Here is a 17,845-nt window from a genome sequence, read left to right as displayed (position 1 = left end):
GCGGTGAAATCCACCGCTTTTTTATTACCATTTCTTTAATGCTTCTTTATCTGAATCTCTCGCCTTTATCCAGCGATCCCCTTTGTTGGTTTGTTCTTTTTTCCAAAAAGGTGCCTTAGATTTTAGATAATCCATAATAAATTCATTTGCATGATAGGCATCGCCACGGTGAGCAGAGCTTATTCCTACTAATACAATTTCATCTCCCGTATGCAATAATCCTACTCGATGAATCACACTAACTCGTTGGATATTCCAACGGGATTGAGCTTCAGAAATAATTTCTTGTAGTGCTTTTTCGGTCATTGCAGGATAATGTTCTAAGTATAGACTCGAAACATCATCACCTAAATTAAGATCACGAACTTTTCCAACAAAAATTACTGTTGCACCAACAGAGTGAGATTCAGAAAGCCAATGATAAACTGCATTTTGATCAAACTCCGCTTCCTGTACTGAAATATGAACATTACTCATCTTATCCCCCTGTTACTGGTGGAAAAAATGCAATTTCATCACCTGATTTTACCGCACTTTCAAGAGGCATTAAGGTTTGATTTATCGCAACTAGCAGTTTTTCTTTTTCTAAAGCTAATGCCCATTTATCACCTTTTTGCGCTAAATGTTCACGTAATTTATCAGCTGTAGTAAATTCTGCCTCAATAGAAAGTTCATCTACACCAATTAATTCTCGTGTTTGAGCAAAAAATAATACTTTTAGCATGTTATTTCCCTATTTATATTGGGCAACAAAGTGACCTGATTTTCCACCACTTTTTTCCAATAAACGTACATATTCAATAACCATATCTTTTTGAACAGCCTTACACATGTCATAAATAGTTAAAGCAGCAACACTTACCGCTGTTAATGCTTCCATTTCTACGCCAGTTTTTCCCGAAAGTTTACATAAAGACTCAATTCGTACTTGGTGTTTTTCCACTAAAGGTTCAAGACTGACCTCTACTTTAGAAAGTAGCAAAGGATGACAAAGCGGAATTAATTCCCATGTTCGTTTAGCTGCTTGAATACCTGCAATACGCGCAGTTGCAAAAACATCACCTTTATGATGCTGCCCACTAAGAATCATAGTTAAAGTTTCAGGCGCCATTGTCACTAAAGCTTCTGCACGTGCTTCGCGTACAGTTTCTATTTTGCCAGAAACATCCACCATATTGGCTTCACCTTGGCTATTGATATGCGTAAATGTTTTCATAATTTAAAAGTGAGGTTAATTTTAAGAAATTTATCCACCGATAGATGCTAAATGCTGACGAATGCCAGTGTCGCCTTGGTGTAAGTAATGGTGTTCACGCTTACCTTGAAGCGCAGAAAAAATCCGAGCCTGTAAAATTGATTGCTGATCATCTGAACGTAAAAGATCGCGAAGTTCAATTCCCTCTTCACCAAATAAACAAAGATGTAATTTTCCTTTTGCTGACACACGAAGACGATTACAACTTGCACAGAAATTCTTTTCATATGGCATGATCAATCCTATCTCACCCATATAATCAGGATGTTTAAATACCTTTGCAGGACCATCTGTTATAGCTTTTTGTTGTAATTGCCAACCTTGCTCTAATAATTTCTTGACTAAAATTTCACCAGAAAGATGGTGGTGATGAAAGAAACTATCCATTTCTCCCGTTTGCATTAGCTCAATAAAGCGCATTTGGATTGGTCGATTCTTTATCCAAGCTAAAAATTGATTGAATTCATGATCATTTAAATTTTTCATCAATACTGAATTGACTTTAACTTTTTTATAACCAATCTCAAAGGCTCGCTCAATTCCTCTCATCACCTCATCAAATTTATTAATTCCTGTAATTTGATGAAACATTTTAGGATCAAGGCTATCAACACTAACATTAATTGAAGTAATGCCCGCACGTTGCCAAGCATCTACATCTTTTGCCATACGATAGCCATTTGTAGTTAAAGCTAACTGACGAATGCCACTTACATTCGCTACATTTTCAGCAATCGTAATAAAATCTTTACGTAAAGTGGGTTCTCCACCAGTTAAACGAATCTTTTCTGTCCCCATAGCGGCAAATGCTTCTGCGACACGAACAATTTCACTTAAGGTAAGAAAACTTGGTTTGTTTGCTTCAGGCTGATAACCATTGGGTAAACAATAGTTACAACGAAAGTTACACTGATCAGTTATTGACAGTCGTAAATAATAATAGGCACGCTGGAACGCATCGACTAATCCCACGTTCCCTACGTTTTTAATGGGAATTGATTGCATGTGACACCTTTCTAATATGGAGAGGATAAACCGTTTCCAGCGTATCCCTGAATAACAAACATCGTTATTGGCATTGCGACCCTATTTTGAATATAAACGTAGGTCAACAAGCTCGGAGTTATGCGTAAAATTTATTGCTCGTGATTTTAAAAGATTTCACTCCGCTAACACAATTACTAATTTTGATGAAAAACAAAATTTATATAAATTCTTAAAAATTAATTATATAAAAAAATACATAATGGTATTTTAAAACAACATATATGCTTACTAATATATAGTAAATTTAAACATTATTTTTTTGAGAAAACTTGCACATTTGAAAAACCATTTTCTTTTAAATATAAGGCTTGTAATTTGCTCATCACACCACGTTCACAATACAACACGTAATTTTTACTTTGATCAAGGCTACCAAATTGTGAGGAAAGTTTGTAGAACGGCATTTGAATGACTTCATGTGTATCCGATTCAAATGGATTTTCATCCGTTTCTTCTGGGCTACGAATATCCAAAATCACCTCATTTTCACCTAATACAGAAATTGCCTCAACTTCTACCACTTCTTTTTCTGTTTCTTCTGCAATCTGACGAATATCTAAATATTTCGCATTTTGCACCGCACTTTCAAGAATCTCAAAATTAAAATGCCCTTCTTCTTCTAGAATCTTTTCACGAACAGCTTTAATCGTAGGATTTTTTGAAATCACGCCACAAAATTCCGGCATAGATTTTGCAATATCGTCAGTGCCAATTTCTTTCGCCATCGCGATAATTTGTTCTTTATCATGCGTAATTAACGGGCGTAATACTAAGGCATCAGCGGCTTCATCAATCAAGCGTAAATTGGTTAAAGTTTGGCTAGAAACTTGCCCTAATGCCTCCCCTGTCACAATCGCTTCAATATTAAAACGTTGAGCGACCTTACTTGCTGCACGCACCATCATCCGTTTTAATACAACGCCCATTTGGCCGTTATCGACTTTCTCTAAAATCTCACCGACAACCCCTTCAAAGTTAATCGCAATAAAGCGTACTTTATGTGAAGCGCTATAGCGTTGCCAAATATGATAAGCCATTTGTTTTACGCCAATTTCATGGGCTGCACCGCCAAGATTAAAGAAACAATAATGAACTCGAGAACCACGACGAATCAACATATAACTCGATACACCTGAATCAAATCCCCCCGAAATTAAAGAAAGCACATCCTCTTGCGTCCCAATCGGATAACCGCCAATCCCTGCGTGACGTGCTTTAACTAACATCATTTTGTCATCTTCAATATCAATACGAACAGTCACATCTGGATTTTTCAACCGCACTTTTGCGCTTTCAATATGTTGATTTAATCCACCGCCGATATAACGTTCTGCTTCAATCGAACTAAATTTATGTTTCCCCTTACGTTTTACTCGAACGCAAAAGGTTTTGCCTTGAAGTTGTTGCGCAACGTCAGCAAGCGTCAATTCAAAAATATGATGTAAATCGGTAAACGGTTTTTCTTCAACTTCTAAAAAATGATGAATACCAGGAATACGTTGTAACAAGGCGATTAATTCTTCACGATTTTCTTCATTTTTTGACCGCACTTCAATGTAATCCCAGTGACGTACAACTGCAGTTTCTTCATCATATTTCTGTAAAATATTGCGGATATTAGAGGTTAAAATTTTTGCGAAACGTTTACGAACAGTTTCGCTCTTAATCATAATTTCAGGAAAAAGTTTAACTATAAATTTCATATGAATAGCTTGGGTATTTAAAGTGGCGAGTATTTTACGCAAAGATAGTGAAAAGTCCACTGGTCCTAGCTTGAAATAATTTTTTAACAACGCAAGTAAAATACAGTACAATGGCAAGCAATTTTTACCGTGAAAAAGGATAATTCCATGGCGCGTAAACCAGCATCTTCGCAAGATTTTGAGACAACATTAGCGCAGTTAGAAAATATTGTTACACATTTAGAAAATGGCGATCTGCCGTTAGAAGAAGCGTTAAAAGAATTTGAACAAGGTGTGCAACTGGCTAAGTTAGGGCAAGAACGTTTACAACAAGCAGAACAACGTATTCAGATCTTATTGCAAAAAACTGAAGATGCCCCACTGAATGATTATGAAGGGAATGCTTAATGGGTAACTTTTCTGAAGAATTACAGCAGGTTCAAACTCGTATCAATCGCTTTTTAGAAGCCCAATTTGAGGGTATTGAAAGTTATAATGCACCTTTGCTTGACGCGATGAAATACGCATTATTACTTGGTGGTAAACGGGTTAGACCTTTTTTAGTTTACGCAACAGGTCAAATGCTTGGCGCCGAGAAACAAACCTTAGATTACGCCGCTGCCGCTATTGAAGCCATTCATGCCTATTCCTTAATTCACGATGATTTACCTGCAATGGATGATGACAATCTACGTCGTGGGCATCCAACTTGTCATATCCAATTTGATGAAGCTACGGCTATTCTTTCAGGCGATGCGCTGCAAAGTTTTGCTTTTGAAATGTTAACTAAAACGCCAAATATTTCTTCTGAACAAAAACTGGCTTTAGTTAAAATTTTAGCTCAAGGTTCTGGCGTACAAGGAATGTGCTTAGGGCAAAGTTTAGATCTTATCTCTGAAAATAAACAAATTAGTTTAAGCGAATTAGAATTAATCCATCGTAACAAAACGGGCGCATTGCTGATTGCTGCATTAAAATTAGGTTTTATTTGTTCTCCGTATTTTGCCGACAAAACGTTAGAACAATCCTTAACACAATATGCGGAAGCCATTGGCTTAGCCTTTCAAGTTCAAGACGATATTTTAGATATTGAGGGTGATAGTGCAGAAACTGGCAAACAAGTCGGCGCTGATCTTGATTTAGATAAAAGTACGTATCCAAAATTACTTGGATTAAGTGGCGCAAAACAAAAAGCACAAGATTTATATCAAAGTGCTTTGTCTGAATTAGAAAAAATTACTTTTGATACGACCGCACTTCGTGCATTAGCTGAATTCATTATTACTAGAAAAAGTTAATACCGACCGCGTCAATGCTCACAAAGTGCGGTCAAAATTATAACGTTTTTAAAATGACTAACAATATGAACAATTACCCCTTATTATCTTTGATTAATTCACCAGAAGATTTGCGTCTTTTAAATAAAGAGCAGCTACCACAACTCTGCCAAGAATTACGCGGTTATCTTTTAGAATCGGTTAGTCAAACTAGCGGGCATTTAGCGTCAGGTTTAGGCACTGTAGAGCTAACCGTTGCACTACATTACGTATATAAAACACCATTTGATCAGTTAATTTGGGATGTTGGACATCAAGCTTATCCCCACAAAATTTTAACGGGTCGTCGAGATCAAATGTCCACAATTCGTCAAAAAGACGGTATTCATCCTTTCCCTTGGCGTGAAGAAAGTGAATTTGATGTATTAAGCGTTGGTCACTCCTCTACTTCTATTAGTGCTGGATTAGGGATTGCTGTCACCGCAGAACGAGAAAATGCAGGTAGAAAAACAGTATGCGTAATCGGTGACGGCGCAATTACTGCAGGAATGGCTTTTGAAGCGCTGAATCACGCAGGTTCTGTTCACACTGATATGTTGGTCATTTTAAATGACAATGAAATGTCTATTTCAGAAAATGTTGGCGCGTTAAATAATCACCTCGCTCGTATTTTCTCTGGTTCTATCTACTCCACATTACGAGATGGAAGTAAAAAATTTCTCGATAAAGTTCCACCTGTAAAAAACTTTATGAAAAAAACTGAAGAACATATGAAAGGAGTGATGTTCTCGCCAGAAAGTACATTATTTGAAGAACTCGGTTTTAATTATATTGGCCCGGTGGATGGACATAATATTGACGAATTAGTGGCAACACTTACGAATATGCGTAATCTGAAGGGACCACAATTCTTACATATCAAAACGAAAAAAGGTAAAGGATACGCCCCCGCAGAAAAAGATCCGATTGGTTTCCATGGCGTACCAAAATTTGACCCAATCAGTGGTGAATTGCCTAAACACAATACTAAACCAACTTATTCGAAAATTTTTGGTGATTGGCTATGCGAAATGGCAGAAAAAGACTCCAAAATTATTGGTATCACACCAGCAATGCGCGAAGGCTCTGGCATGGTGGAATTTTCTCAGCGTTTCCCAGAACAATATTTTGATGTGGCTATTGCTGAACAACACGCCGTCACGTTTGCCACTGGACTTGCTATTGGTGGATATAAACCCGTAGTTGCGATTTACTCGACATTTCTACAACGCGCTTACGATCAATTGATTCACGATGTTGCTATTCAAAATCTGCCTGTATTATTTGCGATTGATCGAGCGGGTATCGTAGGCGCTGATGGCCCAACACACCAAGGAGCATTTGATCTCAGCTTTATGCGTTGCATTCCCAATATGATCATCATGACACCAAGTGATGAAAATGAATGCCGTCAAATGCTCTATACAGGTTATCAATGTGGGAAACCAGCGGCAGTGCGCTATCCTCGCGGAAATGCCATTGGTGTTCAACTAACACCTTTAGAAATGCTTCCTATCGGTAAATCACGTTTAATTCGAGAAGGTCAAAAAATTGCGATTTTAAATTTTGGTACCCTATTACCATCCGCTTTAGAGGCAGCAGAAAAACTCAATGCAACAGTTGTCGATATGCGTTTTGTGAAACCGATTGATATTGAAATGATTAATGTGCTTGCACAAACTCATGATTATTTAGTCACATTAGAAGAAAATGCAATTCAAGGTGGAGCGGGATCTGCTGTAGCGGAAGTGCTAAATTCATCTGGAAAATCGACCGCACTTTTACAGCTTGGTTTGCCAGATTATTTTATTCCACAAGCAACACAACAAGAGGCATTAAAAGATTTGGGATTAGATTCAAAAGGAATTGAAGAAAAAATTCTCAACTTTATTACAAAACAAGACAATTTATAAAAATAAACGCGATGGTAACTTCATCGCGTTTTTTCCTAATCAACAATTCTTAAATGGGAAACTGATTTTGTTTTCTTTTTTTCTTCTCGTTTTCTAGGGCTATCTACTACTTCATGAAAACTAGTTGGTTGCTCTGTATCTGGCTCAGAATTAAGTTCATCGTAAACCTCTTCTGGCTCAAACATCACGCCATCACCATTTTCACGAGCATAGATCGCAAGCGCTGCGCCCATTGGAATATACAGTTCACGAGAGACACCTTTAAATCGGGCATTAAACTGGATGAAATCATTTGTAAGTTGTAAATTTCCCGTAGCATTGGCAGACAAATTCAATACAATCTGTCCATCTTTTACATATTCAACAGGAACATTTACACCTAAGTAAGTCGCATCAACAACTAAATAAGGCGTAAAACTATTATCTACTAGCCAATCATAATAGGCGCGTAATAAATAGGGACGCTTAGGGGAAGATTTATATTCCATTATTTATCATCCATTAAATTTTTTGGTGCAGCTTCACCTACAGACTGCAAGAATGAATCTCGACTAAATACACGATCCATATATCCCTTAATTGGTTTACTACCTGGACCTGTAAATTCCACGCCTAAATGTTTTAATTTCCATAATAATGGCGCAACGTAACAATCCACTAAACCAAACTCTTCATTCATGAAATAAGGCATTTGCTGGAAAACTGGTGTGATTGCTAAAAGTTCTTCTTTTAATTGTTTGAGCGCTTCAGCTTTTTCACTTTCTGTACCATTTTCTGCTTTCTTGAGAGTTGGATACCAATCTTGTTCAATTCGTAACATCAAAAGACGATCTTTTGCTCGAGAAACTGGATACACTTGCATTAATGGTGGATGCGGAAAACGCTCGTCAAGGTATTCCATAATAATTCGCGAACTAAACAAAACAAGATCACGATCAACTAACGTAGGCACTGTAGCATACGGATTTAATTCCATTAAATCTTCTGGTAATGCTTGCAAATCAACTTCTTCGTTCTCATAAAGTACACCTTTTTCAGCTAAAACAATTTTTACCTGATGACAGTAAATATCATCTTTATTTGAAAAAAGGGTCATTACTGAACGTTTACTTGATGCGCTGGACATTTATTCCTCCGAAGATCCAAAAATATTCTATATTTTATAAGGGGTGTGTATTCTACCACAAAGCGTAAGTCATTTGCCAAACAATTCTTTTTTATTGTTTTATAATCAATAAGTTAGATAACAAAAAAGCAGAGATTTCTCTCTGCTTTTCTTTTTCGAAACGAAAATAAAAATTAACGTTTTGAGTATTGTGGACGACGACGTGCTTTGTGTAAACCCACTTTTTTACGTTCAACGCGACGTGCGTCACGAGTAACGAAACCAGCTGCACGAAGTGCTGGGCGTAATGTTTCATCGTATTCCATCAATGCACGAGTGATACCGTGACGGATTGCACCCGCTTGACCAGAAATACCACCACCTTTAACAGTGATGTATAGGTCTAACTTATCAGTTAACTCAACCAATTCTAATGGTTGACGTACTACCATGCGCGCAGTTTCACGGCCGAAGTAAACGTCTAATTCACGTTGGTTGATAGTGATTTTACCACTGCCCGGTTTGATAAATACACGAGCTGAAGAGCTTTTGCGGCGACCTGTGCCGTAGTTTTGATTCTCTGCCATTTTCTAAACCTCGTGATTAAATATCTAATACTTGTGGTTGTTGTGCAGCGTGTTGGTGTTCAGCACCCGCGTACACTTTCAATTTACGGAACATTGCACGGCCTAATGGACCTTTTGGCAACATACCTTTAACCGCAATTTCAATCACTGCTTCAGGACGGCGAGCGATCATTTCTTTGAAAGTCGCTTGTTTAATACCACCTACATAGCCAGTGTGCCAGTAGTAAAGTTTATCTGTTTCTTTACGACCAGTTACTGCCACTTTGTCTGCATTGATAACGATGATGTAATCACCTGTATCTACGTGTGAAGTGTACTCAGCCTTGTGTTTACCACGAAGACGACGTGCTAATTCAGTCGCTAAACGACCTAAAGTTTTACCTGTCGCATCTACTACGTACCAGTCGCGTTTAACCGTTTCTGGTTTTGCTACAAAAGTTTTCATTAATTAATTACCAAAAATTAGTTTGATACCCAGTGTTCTTACGAACACAACCATTGATCTTAATCGCCACCCCTTCGAGTGAGATCTCGATAAAATAATGTACGATGGGAATTCGCACATTTACAGGGTCGGTGTATTATACATATTTATTTCATTAATGCTAATTTTTTATGCAAAATTTTAGTATTTTTGCTGAAACCTATTTACATTAACTAAATTAATATTTTTAATGAATTTATTAAAATTGACTCATACATAAAGTTATTTTATTGTTAACTCAAATATCATCATATTATAGGAATTTTTATGAGCTACGCTAAAGAAATTGACACGCTTAATCAGCACATCGCTGACTTCAATAAAAAAATTAATGTTTCTTTTGAATTTTTCCCACCCAAAAATGAAAAAATGGAAACGCTTTTATGGGATTCGATTCATCGTTTAAAAGTGTTAAAACCGAAATTCGTTTCTGTTACTTATGGCGCAAACTCTGGAGAACGTGACCGCACTCATAGCATTGTAAAAGCAATCAAACAAGAAACTGGATTAGAAGCGGCTCCGCATTTAACTGGTATTGATGCCACACCTGAAGAATTAAAACAAATTGCTAAAGATTACTGGAACAGTGGTATTCGTCGTATCGTTGCGTTACGCGGTGACGAACCCAAAGGATATGCCAAAAAACCATTTTATGCGTCAGATCTTGTGGAATTACTCCGTTCTGTCGCTGATTTTGATATTTCGGTAGCAGCTTACCCAGAAGTTCATCCAGAAGCAAAATCAGCACAAGCAGACTTGATTAATTTAAAACGAAAAATTGATGCAGGTGCAAATCATGTTATCACTCAATTTTTCTTTGATATTGAAAGCTACCTACGTTTCCGTGATCGTTGTGCATCAATTGGTATTGATACTGAAATCGTGCCAGGCATTTTACCTGTAACTAACTTTAAGCAATTACAAAAAATGGCTTCTTTCACTAATGTGAAAATTCCTGCATGGCTTGTTAACGCTTATGAAGGATTAGACGATGATCAAACTACTCGTAATCTTGTAGCAGCAAGTGTTGCAATGGATATGGTGAAAATTTTATCTCGTGAAGGAGTGAATGACTTCCATTTCTATACGCTAAATCGTAGTGAATTAACTTATGCAATTTGTCATATGTTAGGTGTAAGACCTAGCTAATATACGACTTATTTAATATTCAAAACCCACGCTCTTTCAAAGCGTGGGTTCTTTTTTCTTTACAATTTTTATCATAGATAAATGATTATCAAAAAAACCGAGCCTTTGGAAAATGCCGTGACGGAATAATTGATACATACTCGTTTATCTCTCAGGATAGTTTACTGTAAGAAAAGTGCGGCTAATTTTCACCGCACTTTAAAGGTAAGATTGCTCGTATTCTACGAGGAACATAAATAATGTGCAAATAATAAAAAATGTGATGATCACAACGCAATCATCACATTTTAATATCAACCTTTCATTCGAAAGTTAAAGGAAAATCAGGTTATTACCAGAAATATGCTACACCAGCACCGGCACCAACATTACCTTGTGTATTAGCACCTAATGAGAATTTAACCCCATATTTTCCATTATCAGAAAGGCGACTATAACCAACAGCAACCGCAGATTGGCCACGATATTCACCTACTGCAGCAGTAGCAGCTGACAAACCAGGGCGATAAGATTGGAGCAAGTTTGCCGTAGCAATTGCACTTGCCGTACCCGCATCTGCACGTTTGCCCACTTTATCGATGCGATGGTTTAACTTATCTATATTGCCACTCAAACGGCGTTCAACAGCATGTAACTGACCACCATTCACGGCATCTTTACTGTCTTTAGCAACACGTCCATTAGCCACATTACGGATTACACCTTCCTCATTTAAGCTAATTGACTTATCTTTTGCATTTTTAGTAAACGGTAAGTCGGCAGAAACAGTATATTCATTGCCACTAGACGTGACTTTAATGCCATTTCCAGCAACTACTTTAGTTTTCGCAGACTTAATCGCTTCCGCTACTTCGCCAGCTTTCGCCAGTTTATTCGCATCAGCTGTAGCAACAGATGGAGTCTCTCCAGCTGTAATCGTACCCGTTACCGCTGAAACTTTACCTGACTTCAATGTGATTGTTGTGTCATCAGTATCGATAGAAAGACCTTCGCCTTGTGCGCTAATACCACCGTTTGGTTTGGTTTTTTGCTGCAATCGTTAATGTATTATCTGTATTTACTGTAGCAGTAATACCCTTACCCTCAATTACTTGACGGCCATCCGCACCATCTTGACCTTTAAGTGAAGCTAAGAAGTCTGCTTCAGATTTATCAGCATTGCCATCTTTTGCTTTCCAGAGGTCGTAAGCTGATTTACCGTCAGTACCATTAGTACCGTTCTCACCTTTATCACCTTTATCACCTTTAAGTGAAGCTAAGAAGTCTGCTTCAGATTTATCAGCATTGCCATCTTTTGCTTTCCAAAGGTCGTAAGCAGACTTACCGTCAGCACCACCAGCAGTATCACCACCTATCCAGCTAATTGTGGTTTCACCTTTTTCAGAGACAACTTTTATTTTATCCGTACTACCAGATTTAATCACGGATTTAATGATTGTATGACCTGCTTTCTCTTTACCATCAGCACTATCTACCACAGGTTGTTTTATTAATATCGCACCGCTACCCTCAGCAGCTTCAACTGGTGCATCAAAGGTGATTTTATGAGCCGTATGTTCATCGTTCTTTCTTGTAAATCTAATCCCTTTATTCCCTTCTAAAACCAATCTGGAATTATCGCTCTTTCCGCCCGCTTCTTCTAGCTTATCTTCTGCTAGATCTCCTGGCTGTAATACGCCTATATTCATCTCAGTCTCTGGACAAGCACCATCAACATTTCCATCGGGGCATCCAAGATAGCCATCATTCTTATCACCAGTGTTAGTAGTCGTAACACGAAAATAGTGTTCTGTTCCCAAGTCCTTAGGTTCAGGATTCGTAAGAGGTGCTGGACCACCACCCGACTCACCAAAACCCGCCTCCGCGAAGGGAGAAAGCACACCTGCAACAAGAGCAACTGCAACGGCGGTTGCAGAAGCACGCTTTTTGTGTTTTTTAGTCAGTTCAGAACGGCGACCCAGGCTTGAGCTGCTTCGTTCCATACAATTCTAAAAATTTTGTTCATAAATTTCCTCTTTAAATAGTCACATTAAAAAAATTGTACACGGATTATACACAATAACATAATTATAACAATTATCTATTTTATGTTTCACCATAAACATAAAGGACTGAATTTGTAAGATACAACTTCAGTCCTTAAGTTACAGTTAAGTAATAAACTTAAAATTTATGCTAATTCCGCACGTAATTTTTTCGTTACATCCACCATCACTTTTAATTGATCGATAGTTTCTGTCCAACCACGTGTTTTTAAACCGCAGTCTGGATTTACCCATAAGCGTTCTTTTGGAATTACTTTTAACGCTTTGCGTAATAAGTGTTCAATTTCACCTGCGGTTGGTACACGAGGGCTGTGGATATCATATACGCCTGGACCGATGTCATTCGGGTAGTTGAATTTCACGAAGGCATCTAATAATTCCATATCTGAACGTGAAGTTTCGATGGTAATCACGTCCGCATCTAATGCCGCAATCGCAGGTAAGATGTCATTAAATTCAGAGTAACACATATGAGTGTGAATTTGCGTATCATCTTGCACGCCCATTGAACTTAAACGGAATGCCTCGCCTGCCCATTGTAAGTATGCGTCCCAATCAGCACGTTTAAGTGGTAGCCCTTCACGAATAGCGGGCTCATCAATTTGGATAACTTTAATGCCTGCTGCTTCTAAATCTAACACTTCATCAGATAATGCCACGCCGATTTGTTTACATACGGTTGAACGTGGAATATCGTTACGCACGAATGACCATTGTAAAATAGTCACAGGGCCTGTGAGCATTCCTTTCATTACACGGTTTGTGAGGCTTTGTGCATATTGAGACCAACGCACTGTCATTGGTTCTGGGCGGGTGACATCACCGTAAATTACTGGTGGTTTTACACAACGTGAACCGTAGCTTTGTACCCAACCAAACTTGGTGAACGCAAAACCGTCTAATAATTCCCCAAAGTATTCCACCATATCGTTGCGTTCTGCTTCACCGTGAACTAACACATCTAAATCCAATTCTTCTTGGCGACGTACCACATATTCGATCTCTTTTTTCATTGCTGCTTCGTAATCTGCAAGAGATAATTCACCTTTTTTGAAACTTGCACGAGCATGACGAATTTCAGTCGTTTGCGGGAATGAACCGATATTTGTGGTTGGCAGAAGCGGTAAATTTAACCACGCATTTTGCTTAACAATACGTTCTGCAAATGGTGATTTACGTTGATCCGCACCTTTTGGTAAGTTTGCTAAACGCTCAGCCACTTCAGGACGATGAATTTCTTTTGACGTTGCACGTGCATCTGCTGCCGCTTGGCTTGCATCTAATGCTGCTTGCACAGAAGCTCTACCATTATTTAACGCTTGTTTTAATACGTTTAATTCTTCCACTTTTTGTAGCGTGAAAGATAACCAGCTATAAAGTGCAGGATTTTTCTCTTTTAATTGTACTTCCACTTCTAAATCAAATGGGGTGTGCAATAATGAACAGCTTGGTGCAATCCATAAACGCTCGCCTAATTTTGCTTTTAATGGCTCTAATACATCTAACACTTTGTTTAAGTTTGCACGCCAGATATTACGACCTTCAATCACGCCTGCTGAAAGCACTTTGCTGTAATCTTCAAATGCCGCAAGCTGTTCTGGTGCACGCACTAAATCTAAATGCAAGCCCGCAACAGGTAAAGCTTTTAATAACTCAGCGTGTTCTGCAACGGAACCAAAATAAGTGGCTAATAATAATTTTGCGTTCACTTTGCTTAATTCAGCATACACAGATTTATAGGCTTCAACCCATTCTGCTGGTAAATCTAATGCTAATGCAGGTTCATCAATTTGAATCCACTCCGCACCTTCAGCGACTAATGCGTTTAAGATTTCAACATAAACAGGCACTAATTGATTTAACAAATCGAAACGGTTAAACGCTTCGCCTTTTTCTTTACCTAACCATAAGAATGTTAATGGGCCAACAATCACCGGTTTGAAGTTTAAACCTAAGGCTTTTGCTTCACGGATTTGGTTTACATAATGTGCTGGATTAGCTTTGAATTGTGTATTTTTATGAAATTCTGGCACAAGATAATGATAGTTCGTATCGAACCATTTGGTCATTTCAATTGCGAATTGATCTTTGTTACCACGTGCAAGTTGGAAATATTGATCAAGAGTTAAATTTTGGCTATCAAAACCAAAACGAGCAGGAATTGCCCCTGTTGCCACTTGTAAATCTAAAATATGATCGTAGAACGTGAAATCGCCCACTGCAACGAAATCCGCATTCGCTGCGGCTTGATGTTTCCAGTTTTTTTCACGCAATGCTTTCGCTAAATCTAATAAATCTTGCTCGGCTAATTCTTTACGCCAATAACGTTCTTGTGCAAATTTTAATTCACGTTTTGCCCCTACACGAGGAAATCCTAAGATATGTGATGTTGTCATAATAACTCCCGTTTTAAAGTAATCTTCTTAATCATTTAGACGGCTAAACGTCTGTACGGGTATAGAATGCGTCATCTTAGTGTATTATGCAAACTTATTATTTTCAGGATTTGTATGAAATAAATTAATATTAAAACCACATATAAAACAAAGGGGCATACTAAATGCCCCAACACTATTGAAAAATTTACCGCACTTTTACTGCAAAGCTTTCTCAATTTTTTCAAATAAATCTTTTGACAGATTTTCTACAATGCTTAGACGTTCTAAAGCTCGTTTCATGAGCGTTTGGCGTTGAGCATCAAAGCGAGAAAAACGAATTAATGGCTCGATTAAGCGTGCAGCCACTTGCGGATTACTTTCATTTAAACGGATTAACACATCCGTTAAGAAACGATAGCCTGATCCACTTACATTATGGAATGCTTTTAAGTTGTGATTTGCAAAGCTACCTACTAATGCACGTAAACGATTTGGATTATTAAAGTTAAAACTTGGGTGATCCATTAATAACTGAATAATTTCCAATACATTTTCATCTGGGCGAGTAGCTTGTAATGCAAACCATTTATCCATCACTAATCCATCGTGTTGCCATTTTTGTTCAAAATCAGCTAACAACGCATCTCTGCAAGGTAATGCCGCTTTAGTTGCAACACTTAATGCGGCCAATGTATCTGTCATATTATTCGCATTATTGTAGTGTTTTTGCACGAGATTGTTGCCCAAATTGGTGTAAGCCAAATAAGTTAAGCAAAGATTACGCATTGCACGCAAAGCGATGTCTTGTTGCGTAACTTGATAATCATCAAGGCGAATATGGGTATAAACACGTAAGAAATCATCTTTTAACGATTCTGCAATTTGCGCTTGCAGAAATGCTCTTGCGGCTGAAATACCATCAGGATCGATAGTTTTGAAACCTTCTGCAAATTCCATTTCTTTTGGAAGGGTGAGAATTAAGGTTGCCAGTTCAATATCTTTCTCATAATGATTGAGAACATAAGAAAGTGCAGTCAAAATTTCAGGCGAAATTTCTAGTACCTCGCCTTGTTGGAAACGCACAACATTACGACGTAATTCTTGCGCAAATAACATCTGAGCCGCATCCCAACGGATAAATTGATTATCTGCAAATTTCAGCAAGCCTAATAACTGCTCGGTTTTATAATCATAATCCAGTTTTACTGGCGCAGAAAAATCACATAATAATGCTGGAATTGGACGACCATAAATGCCATGAAACTCAAAGACTTGGTCTTTTTCAGTAACATTTAATACGTCACTCAACAATTCGCCATTATGTTGCAGCATTTGTTTCGTGCCATTCACATCATAAAGCGCCACTTTTAATGGAATATGTAAATTCACTTTTTCCATTTGATCGGCGGTTGGCGGTGTGGATTGAGAAACTGTTAAACGATAAGTATGTGTTTTTTCGTCATAAGCATCACTAATCAATAATTCTGGTGTTCCCGATTGACTATACCAACGGCGGAATTGGTTTAAATCGAGGTTATTTGCACGTTCCATGGCAGAAACAAAATCTTCACAGGTTGCCGCTTTGCCATCATTTTCAGCAATATAAAGTTGCATGCCTTTTTGGAAGCCTTGTTCACCTAATAAAGTGTACAACATACGAATGACTTCCGCCCCTTTTTCATATACTGTCACTGTATAAAAGTTATTCATTTCAATCACTTTTTCAGGGCGAATTGGGTGTGACATTGGGCTTGCATCTTCGGCAAATTGTACCGTACGCAAGAATCTCACATTATTAATGCGATTCACCGCACGCGAACCTGTATCTGAAGAAAATTCTTGATCACGGAAAACCGTTAAACCTTCTTTCAAACTTAATTGGAACCAATCTCGGCAGGTTACACGGTTACCTGTCCAGTTATGGAAATATTCATGAGCAATTACACTTTCAATGGCAAGATAATCTTCATCTGTTGCCGTTTGTGGATTGGCTAATACAAATTTAGAGTTAAAGATATTTAACCCTTTATTTTCCATTGCGCCCATATTGAAGAAGTCCACGGCAACGATCATGTAAATATCTAAGTCATATTCTAAATTAAAGCGATCTTCATCCCATTTCATCGCTTTTTTCAAACTTTCCATTGCCCAAGTTGCACGATCAAGATTGCCACGATCAACATAAAGATCTAAGACTACCTCACGACCACTTTTAGTAATAAATTTATCTTGTAATAAATCAAAATCCCCTGCCACTAAAGCGAATAAATAGCTTGGTTTTGGGAAAGGATCGTTCCATTCCACCCAATGGCGACCATCTTCTAATTCACCACTTGCAATGCGGTTACCATTCGAAAGTAAGAATGGATATTTGGTTTTATCTGCCGTAATTTTGGTTGTGTAACGCGCCAGCACATCAGGGCGATCAAGCATATAAGTGATTTGACGAAAACCTTCCGCCTCACATTGCGTACAAATACCCTCACCAGACTGATATAGCCCTTGTAATGAAGTGTTTTCGGCTGGTACAAGGAAGGTCACAATTTCAAGTTCAAATTCTTCCGCACTTTTGCCTTTTAAATCGAGCGTTAAACTCTCGCCATCTTGTTGATAGGCAGAAAATGGCTCACCATTAAATTTAATAGAAGAAAACTGGAAGCTATGCCCATCTAAACGTAAAGAAGTCGCCTCATCATTTAAGCGTTGGAATTTTGTGGTTGCAGTCACCACAGTATGTTTAGGATCAAGTTGAAAATCTAAATAAATGTCTGTGACCGTAAAATCAGGTTGTTTGTAATCTTTTCTATATTTTGCTTTGGCTAACATAATTTGCCCTATTCTTATAAAAATTGTGCTTAGGATAAAATTTTATCCTTAAAGTTGC

17 protein-coding genes and 1 riboswitch are annotated in these 17,845 nt (G+C 37.9%); of the genes, 4 read left to right on the top strand and 13 right to left on the bottom strand.

Annotated features, from left to right (window positions below; all coding sequences use genetic code 11):
• Nucleotides 1–24 precede the first annotated feature (24 nt).
• The 5 genes from moaE to thiI form a co-directional block, all read right to left on the bottom strand.
• Nucleotides 25–477 carry a molybdopterin synthase catalytic subunit MoaE gene (gene moaE, locus KP712_RS02620; RefSeq protein WP_215770522.1) on the bottom strand — a complete coding sequence of 151 codons (453 nt, stop codon included), beginning with the start codon at nt 475–477 and terminating at the stop codon, nt 25–27.
• Between the two features lies 1 nt (nt 478).
• Nucleotides 479–724, bottom strand: a complete 246-nt coding sequence (gene moaD, locus KP712_RS02615; RefSeq protein ID WP_048953209.1) for a molybdopterin synthase sulfur carrier subunit — start codon at nt 722–724, stop codon at nt 479–481.
• Between the two features lie 9 nt (nt 725–733).
• Nucleotides 734–1,216, bottom strand: coding sequence for a cyclic pyranopterin monophosphate synthase MoaC (gene moaC / locus KP712_RS02610; protein WP_111407402.1), 483 nt, complete (start codon nt 1,214–1,216; stop codon nt 734–736).
• A 30-nt stretch (nt 1,217–1,246) separates the two neighbouring features.
• Nucleotides 1,247–2,260 carry a GTP 3',8-cyclase MoaA gene (gene moaA / locus KP712_RS02605; RefSeq protein ID WP_140527665.1) on the bottom strand — a complete coding sequence of 338 codons (1,014 nt, stop codon included), beginning with the start codon at nt 2,258–2,260 and terminating at the stop codon, nt 1,247–1,249.
• Nucleotides 2,249–2,390: riboswitch (molybdenum cofactor riboswitch) on the bottom strand. It overlaps the preceding gene by 12 nt.
• 163 nt (nt 2,391–2,553) lie before the next feature.
• Nucleotides 2,554–4,005 (bottom strand): tRNA uracil 4-sulfurtransferase ThiI, encoded by a 1,452-nt coding sequence (thiI, locus tag KP712_RS02600; RefSeq protein ID WP_111407400.1) that lies wholly within the window; start codon nt 4,003–4,005, stop codon nt 2,554–2,556.
• A gap of 147 nt (nt 4,006–4,152) precedes the next feature.
• Here thiI and xseB point away from each other — a divergent pair, with 147 nt between their 5' ends.
• From xseB to dxs, 3 genes are read left to right on the top strand one after another with little or no spacing between them, the layout of a single operon-like run.
• Nucleotides 4,153–4,392, top strand: coding sequence for an exodeoxyribonuclease VII small subunit (gene xseB, locus KP712_RS02595; protein WP_005628882.1), 240 nt, complete (start codon nt 4,153–4,155; stop codon nt 4,390–4,392).
• Nucleotides 4,392–5,282, top strand: a complete 891-nt coding sequence (gene ispA / locus KP712_RS02590) for a (2E,6E)-farnesyl diphosphate synthase (protein ID WP_111407399.1) — start codon at nt 4,392–4,394, stop codon at nt 5,280–5,282. The genes xseB and ispA overlap by 1 nt, the downstream gene beginning before the upstream one ends.
• A 53-nt stretch (nt 5,283–5,335) precedes the next feature.
• On the top strand, nt 5,336–7,213 hold the full coding sequence (gene dxs, locus KP712_RS02585; protein ID WP_111407398.1) for a 1-deoxy-D-xylulose-5-phosphate synthase: 1,878 nt from the start codon (nt 5,336–5,338) through the stop codon (nt 7,211–7,213).
• Between the two features lie 35 nt (nt 7,214–7,248).
• On the opposite strand, the gene KP712_RS02580 is transcribed toward dxs, so the two are convergent.
• The 4 genes from KP712_RS02580 to rplM all read right to left on the bottom strand — a co-directional run bounded on the left by KP712_RS02580 (nt 7,249) and on the right by rplM (nt 9,350).
• On the bottom strand, nt 7,249–7,701 hold the full coding sequence (locus tag KP712_RS02580; protein WP_111407397.1) for a ClpXP protease specificity-enhancing factor: 453 nt from the start codon (nt 7,699–7,701) through the stop codon (nt 7,249–7,251).
• Entirely contained in the window at nt 7,701–8,339 is a 639-nt protein-coding gene (gene sspA, locus KP712_RS02575) for a stringent starvation protein SspA (protein WP_111407396.1), read from the bottom strand. The genes KP712_RS02580 and sspA overlap by 1 nt, the downstream gene beginning before the upstream one ends.
• Nucleotides 8,340–8,512: 173 nt before the next feature.
• Nucleotides 8,513–8,905: a 30S ribosomal protein S9 gene (gene rpsI / locus KP712_RS02570; RefSeq protein WP_005631594.1), complete on the bottom strand. Its 393-nt coding sequence runs from the start codon at nt 8,903–8,905 to the stop codon at nt 8,513–8,515.
• A 16-nt stretch (nt 8,906–8,921) separates the two neighbouring features.
• Entirely contained in the window at nt 8,922–9,350 is a 429-nt protein-coding gene (rplM, locus tag KP712_RS02565; protein ID WP_111407395.1) for a 50S ribosomal protein L13, read from the bottom strand.
• A 306-nt stretch (nt 9,351–9,656) separates the two neighbouring features.
• On the opposite strand from rplM, the gene metF reads away from it, so the two are divergent.
• Nucleotides 9,657–10,538, top strand: coding sequence for a methylenetetrahydrofolate reductase (gene metF / locus KP712_RS02560; RefSeq protein WP_111407394.1), 882 nt, complete (start codon nt 9,657–9,659; stop codon nt 10,536–10,538).
• A gap of 331 nt (nt 10,539–10,869) precedes the next feature.
• On the opposite strand, the gene KP712_RS02555 is transcribed toward metF, so the two are convergent.
• The 4 genes from KP712_RS02555 to pepN all read right to left on the bottom strand — a co-directional run bounded on the left by KP712_RS02555 (nt 10,870) and on the right by pepN (nt 17,787).
• Nucleotides 10,870–11,574, bottom strand: coding sequence for a YadA-like family protein (locus tag KP712_RS02555; protein ID WP_111407393.1), 705 nt, complete (start codon nt 11,572–11,574; stop codon nt 10,870–10,872).
• 903 nt (nt 11,575–12,477) lie between these two features.
• Nucleotides 12,478–12,543, bottom strand: a complete 66-nt coding sequence (locus tag KP712_RS09220; protein ID WP_207929715.1) for an ESPR-type extended signal peptide-containing protein — start codon at nt 12,541–12,543, stop codon at nt 12,478–12,480.
• A 165-nt stretch (nt 12,544–12,708) separates the two neighbouring features.
• Complete coding sequence (gene metE, locus KP712_RS02545) at nt 12,709–14,979, bottom strand: 5-methyltetrahydropteroyltriglutamate--homocysteine S-methyltransferase (protein WP_111407392.1); 2,271 nt, start codon at nt 14,977–14,979, stop codon at nt 12,709–12,711.
• Nucleotides 14,980–15,177: 198 nt separating this feature from the next.
• A complete protein-coding gene (gene pepN, locus KP712_RS02540) occupies nt 15,178–17,787 on the bottom strand; it encodes an aminopeptidase N (RefSeq protein WP_111407391.1) in 2,610 nt (869 codons plus the stop codon).
• Nucleotides 17,788–17,845: the final 58 nt, after the last annotated feature.

The sequence above is a fragment of the Haemophilus sp. SZY H68 genome (genome assembly GCF_018829685.1).
Classification (GTDB): Bacteria; Pseudomonadota; Gammaproteobacteria; order Enterobacterales; family Pasteurellaceae; genus Haemophilus; species Haemophilus haemolyticus_K.
This window is presented reverse-complemented; position numbering and strand designations above follow the sequence as displayed.

What these genes read in the sequence shown, in the direction of transcription:
- moaE (WP_215770522.1), bottom strand. Translation starts at nt 477, where the DNA reads ATGAGTAATGTTCATATTTCAGTACAGGAAGCGGAGTTTGATCAAAAT.
- moaD (WP_048953209.1), bottom strand. Translation starts at nt 724, where the DNA reads ATGCTAAAAGTATTATTTTTTGCTCAAACACGAGAATTAATTGGTGTA.
- moaC (WP_111407402.1), bottom strand. Translation starts at nt 1,216, where the DNA reads ATGAAAACATTTACGCATATCAATAGCCAAGGTGAAGCCAATATGGTG.
- moaA (WP_140527665.1), bottom strand. Translation starts at nt 2,260, where the DNA reads ATGCAATCAATTCCCATTAAAAACGTAGGGAACGTGGGATTAGTCGAT.
- thiI (WP_111407400.1), bottom strand. Translation starts at nt 4,005, where the DNA reads ATGAAATTTATAGTTAAACTTTTTCCTGAAATTATGATTAAGAGCGAA.
- xseB (WP_005628882.1), top strand. Translation starts at nt 4,153, where the DNA reads ATGGCGCGTAAACCAGCATCTTCGCAAGATTTTGAGACAACATTAGCG.
- ispA (WP_111407399.1), top strand. Translation starts at nt 4,392, where the DNA reads ATGGGTAACTTTTCTGAAGAATTACAGCAGGTTCAAACTCGTATCAAT.
- dxs (WP_111407398.1), top strand. Translation starts at nt 5,336, where the DNA reads ATGACTAACAATATGAACAATTACCCCTTATTATCTTTGATTAATTCA.
- KP712_RS02580 (WP_111407397.1), bottom strand. Translation starts at nt 7,701, where the DNA reads ATGGAATATAAATCTTCCCCTAAGCGTCCCTATTTATTACGCGCCTAT.
- sspA (WP_111407396.1), bottom strand. Translation starts at nt 8,339, where the DNA reads ATGTCCAGCGCATCAAGTAAACGTTCAGTAATGACCCTTTTTTCAAAT.
- rpsI (WP_005631594.1), bottom strand. Translation starts at nt 8,905, where the DNA reads ATGGCAGAGAATCAAAACTACGGCACAGGTCGCCGCAAAAGCTCTTCA.
- rplM (WP_111407395.1), bottom strand. Translation starts at nt 9,350, where the DNA reads ATGAAAACTTTTGTAGCAAAACCAGAAACGGTTAAACGCGACTGGTAC.
- metF (WP_111407394.1), top strand. Translation starts at nt 9,657, where the DNA reads ATGAGCTACGCTAAAGAAATTGACACGCTTAATCAGCACATCGCTGAC.
- metE (WP_111407392.1), bottom strand. Translation starts at nt 14,979, where the DNA reads ATGACAACATCACATATCTTAGGATTTCCTCGTGTAGGGGCAAAACGT.
- pepN (WP_111407391.1), bottom strand. Translation starts at nt 17,787, where the DNA reads ATGTTAGCCAAAGCAAAATATAGAAAAGATTACAAACAACCTGATTTT.